The following is a 13,097-nucleotide window of genomic DNA, read 5'->3' on the forward strand; positions in this document are numbered from 1 at the left end:
ACATAGTATTCTAATCAGCCAGATCGCCATAAAGGTTATTGACGGTCAGCTTGACGGCCTTGTCGAAGCCAGGGATGCTCAATGATTCTTTGCTCAACTGCAATTGCGCCTCATCAATCATGCCATCACCAAAGCGGTAGATAAGCTCGTATTGACCCAAGTCAGCTGCCTGCTGGTAGCGCGCTTGCTGTTGCTTAGTTTCTGCCAGCTTATCGCTGTGCCTAGCAAAGTCGGCTTTATCGTAGCGTTTGGATAACATCTTCAAAGTCATCGCTGGTGACACCACGGTTGCGGTTGCATTGTTGCCACCAAACCCTTTGGAGTTAATAAAAGCAATATCCATTTGTCCACAGTGATAATGATGCGTACGAATGTCCAGGTGTTGATCATAAACATCCTCAGCAACCGCATCTATGGTCGTCACGCCCGGCATGATCTGATGGCTAAAAATACCCAGCGCCATTGCTAACTGATCACCGGACGCCGGGCCAATCGTATGGCCAACAAACGCTTTAGGTGCAGCCACTTTCCACCCCTCGATCGCAAAGGTCTCTGCAATGCGATGGTAGATAAACGACTCTGTCACGCGGTTTTGTGGCGTACTTGAACCATGTGCCAAAATAAAGCTGCGCTGCTGTAAAGCTTCTGTGCCTGCAATTTGTTCGGCGAGTGCCACAGACTTAGCCATGGTAATATAATTCCCCGGGCCAGGCGCGGTAATAGATTTTTTAACCCCATCAGCATTGACGTACACATCCGCAACTGCACCCATAATATCGGCGCCCAGCTCCAGCGCTAATTTATCATCCATCAGGATGGCAACCTGAGCGCCCTCACCGATTGTAAAACCACAGTTTTCGCCAAATGGACGGCTGGTGCGACGATAGTCAACCTCTTCAGTGTTGTCCAGTTTACGCAGGCCTTCTTCATTAGCCAACGCACCCATATTGCCAAAGCCCTCTACAATTTCAGGGGTTAGCGCACATTCGGCGCTGGCCACCACGGCAACCCGGGTTCGGCCCGCCTGAATATCATTGACTGCTGCACGCAAATTGTACAAAAAGGTCGCACAAGCACCCGAAGTCGAGAAAGTCGTCCCCACGCTGCCAGTTACATAGGCATTGATGAAGTCCGTTGACATGGTATTGAGGCCCAAAGCCAGTTGCTTGGTACTAACCCGTTCACCTTTCATACGGCTGCGGAAAAGGCCTCCCAAGCCTTCACCATTAACCTGACCAATGACAGAAGCCGAATAGGTGCCGATTTGATCCGGCTCAACATTGTTCATTACAGTTTGCCAGTCAAGGCCGGTTGAGCGAACCGCATCAGTCGCTGCAAAGATTGTTGCCTGCAAACCTCGTGGCTGATAACGACTATTGTACATAACTGAAGGGTCGAACCCTGTTGGCAACTGACCTGCTGCTTTAATTGGATTGTCTCTGTAACTATCGACCTTCACTTCGAGTTGCTCAGGGATCACCACCTGAGCTGTTTTCTCATCCAGCATTTCAATCTGCCAGCTTGACGGAACCGGTGTTGGCAAGTCGCGCTTGCGGCAGGTGAATGTTAAACCTTTGCCGTCATTAGCCTGCATAGTCAACTTTTGCTGCCAATGCGTTGCATCAACGTCAAAATGTGTTTTTTCAATTTTACGGATCAAGGTGCCTGCGATGATCTGCTGACCAAAACGTGCCTCAATTTGCTCAGGCTGAATGACTTCTCCCTGCGCAGTGACCAGGTCTGAGCCCTGTAATGAAACCAAATTCATCAAGGTTGCCAGACCGAGAAAGGTTTCCTGTCTTGCAGCATCATCCAGGCTGTCTAATACAATGCGACGGTAGCCTTGGTGGAACGAGGTTCTGCCGGCTGCATTCACGCCGCCCATACCTACGATAATTGGTAATGCTGTCATATCAATCTCTTATCAACAAAAACTAATGATACGATTCTAGAACGAAGATAATTATGATACTTTACATTTTTCGCCACACAACGAGCAAAATACGCCACCAAAAAGAGGTCGGATGAGATGAGCACTTACACGCACCGTATTGCCTTTACACTTTATGAGCAAATGCTGATCACCAGCGTGACATTACCCGTAGAAATGCTGCGTGCTGGCGAAGCCTTTGCAAGACGTCACCTTGGTCATGAGTTTATACCCCTTGAAATTGCCTGGCTCAGTGAGTCGGGAGAGACTGTTCATTCGTCAATGGGCGTGCCATTTTCTGCACATGCCAGCTTCAGCGCGCTAAGCGACTTCGACTACATCATCATCCCAAGTATCTGGCGTAACCCGCGCCCGGTGCTGAGAAAAAATGCTTCTTTGGTTGCAAATCTGGCGGATGCTCGGCGAGAAGGTGCTACCCTCATAGGAGTTGGAACAGGTGTCTGCTTTTTAGCGCAATCCGGGATCCTGGATGGCCACTCAGCAACAACCCACTGGCATTACGCAGAGCAGTTCAAACGCAGCTATCCGCTGGTTGCATTGCGCCCGGACTACTTTATTACTCAGTCAGATCGCTTATATACGGTAGCAAGCCTGAACGCACTGGCTGATGTGATTGTGCATTTCATCGCCCAGTTTTATGGCCAGGAAGCCGCCAATCATGTACAACAAAATTTTTCTCACGAAGTGCGTAAACCCTATGAAGAACAAAGATATCTTGAAGGTGCTGTCGACCGGCACAGTGATGAACAGATAGCCTCTATCCAATTTTGGCTACGCAACAATTGCGCTGATGAAATCACCTTTCCTGATGTCGCTAAGCAGTTTGGCATGAGTTACCGCACCTTTAACCGCCGTTTTAAGGCTGCTACCGGCCAGACTGCCGCAAACTATTTACAAACTGTCCGGGTCCGCCAGGTTACCGAGCTGTTGGCCTCAACCAACCTCAGTATTCAGGAAATAGCGCTCGCTTGTGGGTTCAACTCCCAGGGACAGCTGAGCAGAGTATTCAAAAGTACAATGAATCAGACTCCGAGTCAGTACAGACAGGTAGTCAGGAAAAAACTGTTCTCCTGATCACAACAAGTTCAGTACCTCTAACCACTGAGTCGTGCCATTAAAATGAAATTCGACCTCTTCACCAATACGACGGTCGCGCAATGCCTGCCCGATGGGGGCAGCCTGGGTAATGACTCTGACGTCTTTGTTATCCAATGTCACTTTCAGACCCCCCTCACACGGACCCATGAAAAACCAATGGCGATCGTCTTGCTCGTCAGCCAACTCAACCAAAGCACCTACCTGAACAGCAGCAGGCCGACTGACCGAATAAATCTGCTCAAATGCCAGGATTGCATGGTGTGCCTGGTCGACCCGCTCACTCTGTCCTTCGGCTAGGTAACCGGACTCAATGCTCAGCGAGTCGTACTGAGTTTCTGCTGCGCTTTGCTCGTGTATCGCATCTGCGCGGGCACTATCCGCAGCCTCTTGTGCCTCATGAAGTTTACGCTCCAAAGCAAATCTTAAATGTTCAATAACGTGCTGTTTGTTCAAACCTGGCCCCTGTCAAACGTCAAAAGGGCCCGCGGGGCCCTTTTACTAGAAGTCAGTGATTCTAACAGCAAGCATACATTCAGAACAGAGATTCAAAGCTTCCGTCCGGAAACAGTACTCCAGGGATCCCACGTACTGTTTTCACGTCACCAATCAGCTGATCACCATAATAGTATCCACCGGTGAAGTTACGTCCTTTTTGTTTTACATCCAGCCAGTAGCCGTCTTTGCCTTGCGCAACAATGCTATTGTTATCACCCGAGCGACGAACATCCAACTGCATCACCTTGCCACCAAGCAGGTAGGAGATCTCAGCTGAGTTTAAATTTGTGAAATTTGCCGGGTCCGCTGCCAATTGCAGTTGAAAATCTGGCGCCCCCTTGAGGTCAAAGTCAACATGCAACCCGAATACTAAGTCCAGCATTGTGTCAAACTCGAAAGGCGATTGCTCAGCGGCATATACTGTAACCGGTGTTACCTGATTTACGGTTTCAAAGTCACCACGCAAACGTAAATTGGCAATGATACTTTCAACCGTATTGCGAGGAGATAACACCCGGTTTAAACGCAGCCTCATATCCGCTTTGGTGGTCGAGGCCGCCGTTTGTAAGCTGACCTTCCCGGCAAAACGAGAAGTACCTGTCGCCATTTGCAGGTTGTCTGCATCAATCGAGCCATCAAACAATAAAAAGATATCACTCAAATCAGCCTCTAAAGACACATTACCTTTACGAACAGATACCACACCGCTCGCCAAAATACGGTCACCCAGAGCTGGGCTTTTGCGCCATTCGGGCGCAGTAACGTCCATACTTACCTCAAATTCTCTATTTGTGCCTGTTACTCGCCAGCCAAAAGATGAATCTGTGGTATACACTATGTCTAGATCACCAACCTGGTAGTTTCCGGGCTCGGAGTTACGGGCTGGAGAGACATTGTTTATAACGTCATACACAGCCTCAGAGAGGGCCAAAAATGACTCTTGAGCCACCTCGTTTGAAACCAGTCTTTCTATCTCGCTCAACTTAACATCCAGCTCTTCGCTATATTTTTCTTCCTGTAGGCGAACTACACCCAGAGAATCCCGAAAATGGTTGAGCAAGTTATTATTGAACACGGTTTCAGAGTCTTTTAACGTTTCAATATCCTGTAGCTGCATCGCTTCATTGGTAATGAGCAATACCTGATCGACAACACCAGCAAACAACTTACTGCCTTTTTCGTCTAACAGCTCTTCCATAAAATACTGATTAACTTCATTGATGTAGGTTTGCCAAAGCGTGTAGTCATTGCTCGTATAAGCAAGGCCAAATGCATCACTCAAGGGTGGAATAACGTCACCTTCGTTGCCCTGGATATTGAGCTGCCTCATGATATCAGCATAGGTAAAGGCCTTGGCTGCATACTCCGCCTGTAAAGACTTATTTAAACGACTGTGGCTCAAGTGATAAATCGGCGTATTGGTCAAAGACAAGACCGTGCTGTCTAAAGTCGACTCACTCAGTAATGTTGCATAAGAAGAAAAATATAACTGATTCTGACCAGCTACCGGTTTTGCCGCAAGAGAATAGGACACATCTGCTGAGACTGGCTCTGCAAAGTCGATTTCATCATTACCATTGAGATCATTAGGATCGTCACGCAGCGCACGACCGCACCCTAACTTCCTGGGACAAAGCACTCGCCCAGCGCCTGGACTAAATTCAAATTGATATAAGCGACCTGCGTCCAGAGTGACCGTCTGTTGATTTAGATCGCTGACAGTAAACTCTTGTGTTTCCCTTGAGCTTACTTCGGTAACCGTCAATGTACCCGATGCATCAGCAAACTCGGGCAAATAGAAAGTCACTGCCGCTGAGGGAACTTGCGTGACATCGTGGCCAAGCCCAGCTTCAGTATCGCTCACGGTCGGGGCCGGGTCACTACTTCCACCGCATGCTGTTAAAATGCCAGCCAACAACAAAGGTAAGATTTTATTGATATTTTGCACCTTTTATCCCCTAAAATGCCAGGTTAAGAAACCAATTCAAATTTACATAATGTGCATCTTCAATATCAGGATTATCCATTTTCACAGAGATACCTGCATAGCGAGTTTTAACACCTAACTCAAAGGCCTCGCTATGTGTTTCATACCCACCAAATAGTTCCCAGCTTTCACCGAAATGATAGGAAACGTTAGCCTGAACGAACGCATCATCAATATACTTGCGTGCTTTTACAGTGGTGGAGAAACGGCTGTTGATGCGATAATTCACACCCAGATAGTATCTGGCATCCCGCTCAAAGGTGTATTCTATTTCTTGGTCATACGCAGAGGTGCGCAATCTGACGGAAGGTGTCGTGTCTATCCCATCTTCTCGCTCAGTAAATGGAATATCGGTGGTGAATCCGTTAACAAACCCTGCGCCTTCGTACTTTGTCTCATACATCAGGTCTTTACCAGCTGCCCACACCTTAAGGTCGGGTGTTATTTGCCAGCTAAAGGCCAAATCAAAACTGTAACCATCGCCCTCTGGGTTGTCCGTTGGTGTGAATGATTTAAACAGAATGTCCTTGGAAAAGTAATATTCTGCGTCTAATTTCCCTTCGACCTCGTCACCAAAAATTGTGCCATCTACCCGCGCATCCTGAAAGTGTGTACTTTTGAAGTAAGTAAATTTTGGCGTGATAACCAGGGCTTTATCCAGTAGTTCAAAATCATAGCTTAAAAACACACCATTGGTCGTTGCCTGTCTGCCCCACAGGTAGTAACGGTAATTACGCTTCTCAAATGGCAAGTCATTTTTCTCTGTATGTGTATACAGTGCAGTATCCGGATCAAAGGCCAGCAAATAGTCAAAACGACTTTGTGCGCCAAGACCAATGCCTTTGTACTTCACACCCAGTTCAAACACATTGTAGGTAAAGGCACTGTCTCCTTCTGTCAGAGGTTTGTCAAAATCCTCAACAAACGCTTTAACCGGTTGTGCCTCGGTATATATCTCACTGTGAAACTGATGGATCAACTCAATATCGTTAGTTGCATCAGCTCCTTTAGCCTGAGGAAAAGCGCAAATTAGGAGTAATGGAGAGATTTTTTTTAATTTCATAAACTTCACTTTTAACAAAAAAAAGGGGAAAGGTTGACCTTTCCCCTCTTTAATTTAGACCGGCTTTAGTTATTGGACTGGCCTAAGAAATCAATATCTGTGTATTCAATTGATTCTCCGTTTATATAGTCGATGCGGAAGCCATTGTTAACCTCTTCTACATCACCCACTTTAATGGGCTGGTTTGTGTCATTATTGATTGACACATCACCCAGTAACGGGCCTGACTCGTCGATTAAGCTCACCTTAAATACATAACCATTAAAGTTATCCAAAATGACATTAGCTAACCCTAAATCATTGCTGTCGCTTTCATTACGCAAGTCGAAATGAGCTGTAAAGTCAATATCTTCACTTCTGCCCGACAAAGTCACATCGGCAAGCTCAATGGCACCATTGGTGAATAGTGCAATAGGATTACCCTGAGCATCGACAGCCGTTGCCTCAGATGAGAAGACACCATCAAATCCGTATTGACCATCAACAAACTCAACCACATTGAAGGTCTTAGCGCGCGTTATATCGAAATCACGGGCGTCTTCTACTTTTTGGATACTGCCATCCACATAAAGTATGGTACAGGAAGCATTTGGCGTAACGACAGCGTCGATTGACCAACGCTCACACTCTGCCAAATCAGCACTTTGGATCTCAATTTTCTGACCTGAATCGGCTGTCAATAAACCAGACCAGGTGAACAGTATCTTGCTTTGAGCACCAGAGTTTACTTGTCCGATACCATCTATTTGCTCATCACCCTGGGTGTTTGTCAAGCTAAGCTTATATTCATCCGTGTCATAACTGTAAGTCCAGTCAGGGAAGTTTGGCGCTGTGCCAGAGTGGTTACCAGAGTCAAGCCCTGAGTCCCAGATATCCCTCACGACATCGTAAATAACCTCACCGGCATTAAAGACAGCATCAGCTCCCTCTTTAGTAACAAAGCTGATATTAACGAGTTTATCTGTGCCTTGTTTACCAAGTTCGGTGTAATCATTGTCAGCTACATAGTCATCTCGTTTCTCTTCTGAAAGCGTTTTAAGCTCAGCGGCCTCTGTTGGGCGAGCGTCCTGTTCAAACGCAGTATTTGCTGCAACCGCTTTGACTTGTAAGTCATTCGCTAATGCCAACAGCTCTGTTGGATCCTCGCTATTAGTCTGAATAATTACCGACTGCCCTGCTTCGCGACTATCAACCAAATTCTTATAACTCTGCGCAGCGGTGACAGCAGCATTAGATAATGCAACATAATTGGCTACAGCTTGCTTGTACGCGTCGCCGGCTGCAATAGCAGCATTTGCAGCATCAAGCGCCTGCTGAGCGGTTCCCAGGTTTTCAATAGCATTGAATGCAGACTGAGCAGCAATGAAAGCGGCTTCAAACTCAGCTTGTTTAGTCGTCACTTCTGCTGCTGCATCTTGCGTTTCAAGAATGACATCTTGAGTGAGCTTCAGTGCTGCAGCGATTTGTTGCTCCAGAGTGAGTTTAGATGCCGCATTGATAACCTCAGCGTCAATGTCAGACACCAAAGTAGACACTTTACTTTGCGTTTGTGCCGTTGAAGCTAACAATGCATCAGCATTGTCTTTTGTGGATGTATAGTCACTGTTTCTGTTCGCCAACGCGGTTGCAGAACTAACAATTTCCTGAGCTTTAGTAGAGACACCTGACAGTGTCGTGTTCCAGCTATTTTGTTTTTCAACTGACACAGTGGTCTGAAGGGTTAAAGCGGCAGTGTAATACTCTGTCGCACCATCCAACGTATTGGCATTGGCGCCTTTTTCTTTTACCTGGACCAACTCGCTTTCATAGCCTGTGATCTCACCCTGAGGGACGCTTAAGATCTGAAGCTGCTCACTAATCTGGCCGATAAGCGCTTCATTAAGCTCTTTGTCGTCTTCAAGTTGTTGCTCAAAAGCACGCTTGCGCTCAAGAGCCGTTTCCTCAGCCGTATTTATCTCACTGGTATAAGAAGTTACGCTTGACGCAGCAGTATCAGCATCAGCTTTAATTTGTTGCGCGTTCTGTAGTGCTTCAGTTGCTTGCTCTACCTGTTCGCCCTGAGCATCTGCTTCGGCTTTGTAGTCCGTTGCAGTGGACACAGCAACCGTTGCTTTAGTTGAAAAATCTTGTGATAAATCAGTCAAACCACTCAACGCTGTTTTAGCTGACGTCACTAAGTTCAACGCAGCAATTGCAGTGTCTAAGTCAACAATTTGCTCAACCGCGCTCTTAACAGCAGCGACCTGGGCTTGCAGAGGTGTTTCCTGCTCAGTGTAACTCGCCTTTGCTGTCGTCGCGGACTCAAGTGCAGACGCAGCCGCTTGTGCTGATGCATCAAGCTTGACGTCAAATTCATCCACTACCTTAGTGGCATTACTAAACTGTTCCGCAATTTGTGTCGCTAAACTGGTGTTGAACTCAACAAGACTTGTCAGCTTTTCTTTAAGAGTGACAGCCAAGTCCAAAGTGGGCTGATATTTAGCATCTATTTCAACAAGCGCTTGAGCCGCTGCGATATGTGCATCAATATTAGTGGTCTCGGTGCTGAGAATAGTCGCGATTGCGTCTTTTTGCGCTTCGAAGCTTGCATTTAGCTCACTGGCAGCGGCAAAGTATGCGATTGCCTGCGCTTTTGTGTCCAGCGTTTCAGCCAACGCTTTGACGTCTGTCAAAGTAGCGTTAAGCTGAGATAGGTCCGTATCCGTTGTATCAAGCTGTGAAGAGCTCGCATTAATCTCTATCAACAATGCGGCGTTTGCAACATCGTTTTCGTCATTTTCATCAGGTACTACAACATCTTCGTTTCCTAAATCTTCAAGCTGTTCTTTAACTTGCTCGACATCCTTATTTAGGTCTTCATCTGTCGTAGCGCCATTGTCCACGGCCTTTTTCTTCGCTTCGTTAACTTTATCAGCAACTGAAGCGGCATCTTCCGCAGAAACACCAGCATCAACCAAAGCTTGTTCAAGCGCAGCCGCATCGTTACTCACCATTGCAACTAAGATTTTGGCAGCTTTGGATGTTTCATCTCTGACTTTTTTAAAGGTATCACTTTGAGTCAGATCGCCACCACCAACGTCATTTGCCAGGTCAGTAAGCACGTCGTTGGTACTCTTACCTTCTTTACCCGCTATCGTCTGAAGGGATGCAGCGACCTGAATAAGTGCAAGCACACCTTCGTCAATAGACTCTCCCTGACCTACATCTGTAAAATCAACTGCGCCGCCAAGAGATAAATCTCCTGTCAGTGAAGCAACGAGCTTGGTATTGCCTATCAGAGCCTTAAGTACCTTGGTACTGGCCTCGCCTACTTTTGCTGAATCTATTCCCTGTTCTGCTGCTGCATCCAACAACATTTTAACTGCTGTAGAGGTGAAAATAGTTGCATTGGCCGTATATTGGTTATTGTCCCCATCAGCAAAACTTGGTTGATTTCTAGCTGACGCAGGGCGTGCCGCTGTATTTGGTGAAATGACTTTAACGACGGATAACTCGATGTCGTCTTTATACCATTCGCCAAAGTCGATTTTGCCATTGTCTTTTACGATGCCATCACCATTATCTATGGCAACCCCTTCACCACAACCAACGAACGCATCACATTTGACTAATGCGTCACCATCTTTGGTTGTCTTGACCGTAATATAAAGTGGCCCACTGAAATTTTCGTCAACGAACAGCTGGAAGAAACCTCGGGGGTCAGTTTTGAAGTCTGCCGGGTTGGAAGCAACTAGTTTTTCTTCAGCTTTCTTTTTCGCGTCTTCGGTATTGAGTGATTTTTCCGTAGCCGACTCTTCGCCTGCCTGAGTACGATATGCAAGGTCAACTATATTACCCTGAGCATCAAGCGTTTTCACACTCACTTGCGCTCCACTCAGTGTGCCCTTAACCGCCTTACCTGATACAGATACAGAAAAGTTTGCCGTCACTGTACTTTCAACTTCCTGGGGAGTAGTCACAGGAACGTTATTGTCATCATCTTCGAAAAGGCTACAGCCCGAGAGTCCAAGACTTAAAGCAATGGTGGATGCCACTGGAGTAAATTTATTTATGCGCTTTGCCACTAGAGGTCTCCTTAAATAGCTTGCGTGTTTTTCTTTATTTATCTGCCTATGCGAATGTTTTTGTCAAACAAGACTCTAAGCTAATTTGGGTACTTTGAACTTACAATATACCCAATACTAGTAACAAAGTCATTGCAAACAGCGCCCCTTTGTAAACAAATATAAAACACAAAAACGATGATTTACAACATAGATTTCATTCCTGAGTAGTATAAAGGGTAAATGTGACATTTTTGACATATTCGTTCCCATTAATCCGGTTAACGGTTTCTACTGTCATTCGCCATTCCATTACGGGTTCACTACATGCCCCAACCATCACTTGTGCAGACCAAAGTGAACTGTCTTTTTGCTCAAAGAAAACGGGAATTTTCCCCATGTACATTGTTACGCCTTCTAACCAGGCAGCTTTTAACTTCACACCAGGAGCCTGAGTGTTGAAATAAAGCTCAAATGGCGATTCTGGCCGCAATTTCTCGGTTGCACTCCAAAGTAACATTTCGCCATCGACACAAGGCGAAGCTGCAACACAATTTAAGGAAGTTTGCGAACTTTCACTTTTTTCTGAACTTTCATGTATAATAGTACTCGGGTCTGAACAGGCCGTCAGGAAAGTGACTAAAAAAACACCAGGTAGTGTGCAAATTTTCTGCATAATGCTTAGTGTGTGACATCTTGAAAAGACGTTCAGTGTATGTGGAATTGCTCTTTTCAACCAGCCTTTGGCGTTAAGTTTTGCAATTTGTTTTGATATTGCGCAATTCGCGTACTCATTAAACAAATGACTCGTACAAAGTTTGATTGATGTCATTATTTTAGGTGTTTGTAGTATCTTTTCGTTTGCAAAAAAATTATTATTTCCTTGCAAAAATAAGGGTTTCTCAAGCTGGTGAGAGTTTTGTTCCACGGGATGTGACTCGAGCGGGTTTGTTGAAATAAAAAAACAGGGCCTGTATTACAGGTTAATCATTTCTAATCGCATTAATTGCAGCGGAATCCAGAAAATGAGCCAAACAGTAGCATCACAAACTGAGTACAATTATAAGGTTGTACGCCAATTCGCTATAATGACAGTGATTTGGGGCATCGTTGGCATGGGTGTAGGTGTATTTATCGCGGCGCAACTTGCGTGGCCTGCGTTAAACTTCGACATTCCATGGTTAACTTACTCTCGACTTCGTCCGTTACACACGAACGCAGTAATCTTCGCATTTGGTACAAGTGCACTATTTGCAACATCTTACTATGTTGTACAGCGCACGTGTCAGACGCGTTTATTCTCTGACAAGCTAGCCGCTTTCACTTTCTGGGGCTGGCAGGCAATCATTCTTTCAGCAGCCATCACTTTGCCATTAGGTATCACATCTTCTAAAGAATATGCTGAACTTGAGTGGCCAATCGATATCGCAATTGCTGTTGTTTGGGTCACCTATGCAGTCGTGTTCTTCGGCACACTGATCAAGCGTAAAGTGTCTCATATCTATGTTGCTAACTGGTTCTATGCAGGCTTCATCATTACCGTTGCAGTGCTGCACATTGTTAACAGCATGGCGGTACCTGTATCTCTGACTAAGTCATACTCTATTTATGCGGGTGCAGTAGATGCTATGGTTCAGTGGTGGTACGGTCACAACGCGGTAGGCTTCCTTCTGACTGCTGGTTTCCTGGGTATGATGTACTACTTCGTACCTAAGCAAGCAGGTCGCCCTGTTTACTCTTACCGTTTATCGGTTGTTCACTTCTGGGCGCTGGTTTCTCTGTATATTTGGGCAGGTCCTCACCACCTTCACTACACTGCACTACCTGACTGGACTCAGTCTCTGGGTATGGTGATGTCAGTGATCCTGTTCGTGCCTTCTTGGGGTGGTATGATCAACGGTATCATGACGCTGTCTGGCGCTTGGCACAAACTACGCACCGACCCTGTACTGCGTTTCCTGGTTGTTTCTCTGTCTTTCTATGGTATGTCTACCTTCGAAGGTCCAATGATGGCAATCAAATCTGTAAACGCATTGTCACACTACACTGACTGGACTGTTGGCCACGTACACTCAGGCGCTCTGGGTTGGGTTGCAATGATCTCTATCGGTGCTATCTACCACCTGATCCCTGCACTATTTGGTCACGCTAACATGTACAGCGTTAAACTGGTTAACACTCACTTCTGGTTACACACTGTTGGTGTTGTTCTGTACATCGTAGCAATGTGGATCTCAGGTGTAATGCAAGGTCTGATGTGGCGTGCAGTTAACTCTGACGGTACTTTGATGTACAGCTTCGTACAGTCGCTTGAAGCGTCTAAGCCTTTCTATATCATGCGATTCCTGGGCGGTGTATTCATCGTGGTTGGTATGCTGGTAATGGCTTACAACGTCTACCGTACAGTGGCAGCTAAGAGTGGCTCTTTGACCACTGATGCTAACACGCAAATGGCTTAAG

8 protein-coding genes are annotated in these 13,097 nt (G+C 46.1%); 2 read left to right on the forward strand and 6 right to left on the reverse strand.

Features of this window, described 5'->3' with window-relative positions; genetic code table 11:
• Positions 1-10: 10 nt before the first annotated feature.
• A complete protein-coding gene (locus tag TW77_RS01745) occupies positions 11-1,912 on the reverse strand; it encodes a beta-ketoacyl synthase (RefSeq protein WP_046003234.1) in 1,902 nt (633 codons plus the stop codon).
• A 117-nt stretch (positions 1,913-2,029) separates the two neighbouring features.
• On the opposite strand from TW77_RS01745, the gene TW77_RS01750 reads away from it, so the two are divergent.
• Positions 2,030-3,025: a GlxA family transcriptional regulator gene (locus tag TW77_RS01750; RefSeq protein ID WP_046003235.1), complete on the forward strand. Its 996-nt coding sequence runs from the start codon at positions 2,030-2,032 to the stop codon at positions 3,023-3,025.
• Here TW77_RS01750 and TW77_RS01755 read toward each other — a convergent pair whose 3' ends face one another.
• The 5 genes from TW77_RS01755 to TW77_RS25025 all read right to left on the reverse strand — a co-directional run bounded on the left by TW77_RS01755 (position 3,026) and on the right by TW77_RS25025 (position 11,565).
• Positions 3,026-3,502, reverse strand: a complete 477-nt coding sequence (locus TW77_RS01755; RefSeq protein ID WP_046003236.1) for a GreA/GreB family elongation factor — start codon at positions 3,500-3,502, stop codon at positions 3,026-3,028. It abuts the gene before it with no gap.
• A 79-nt stretch (positions 3,503-3,581) separates the two neighbouring features.
• Positions 3,582-5,492, reverse strand: a complete 1,911-nt coding sequence (locus tag TW77_RS01760; protein ID WP_046003237.1) for a hypothetical protein — start codon at positions 5,490-5,492, stop codon at positions 3,582-3,584.
• A gap of 10 nt (positions 5,493-5,502) precedes the next feature.
• Positions 5,503-6,594: a hypothetical protein gene (locus tag TW77_RS01765; RefSeq protein WP_046003238.1), complete on the reverse strand. Its 1,092-nt coding sequence runs from the start codon at positions 6,592-6,594 to the stop codon at positions 5,503-5,505.
• A gap of 65 nt (positions 6,595-6,659) precedes the next feature.
• On the reverse strand, positions 6,660-10,658 hold the full coding sequence (locus TW77_RS01770; RefSeq protein WP_046003239.1) for a hypothetical protein: 3,999 nt from the start codon (positions 10,656-10,658) through the stop codon (positions 6,660-6,662).
• A gap of 196 nt (positions 10,659-10,854) precedes the next feature.
• The gene (locus tag TW77_RS25025) at positions 10,855-11,565 is read right to left on the reverse strand and encodes a hypothetical protein (protein ID WP_156158574.1); all 711 of its coding nucleotides are present in this window, start codon (positions 11,563-11,565) and stop codon (positions 10,855-10,857) included.
• Between the two features lie 97 nt (positions 11,566-11,662).
• Here TW77_RS25025 and ccoN point away from each other — a divergent pair, with 97 nt between their 5' ends.
• The gene (gene ccoN, locus TW77_RS01780; RefSeq protein ID WP_046003240.1) at positions 11,663-13,096 is read left to right on the forward strand and encodes a cytochrome-c oxidase, cbb3-type subunit I; all 1,434 of its coding nucleotides are present in this window, start codon (positions 11,663-11,665) and stop codon (positions 13,094-13,096) included.
• Position 13,097: the final 1 nt, after the last annotated feature.

This window comes from Pseudoalteromonas rubra, from assembly GCF_000967655.1.
GTDB classification, from domain to species: Bacteria; Pseudomonadota; Gammaproteobacteria; order Enterobacterales; family Alteromonadaceae; genus Pseudoalteromonas; species Pseudoalteromonas rubra_A.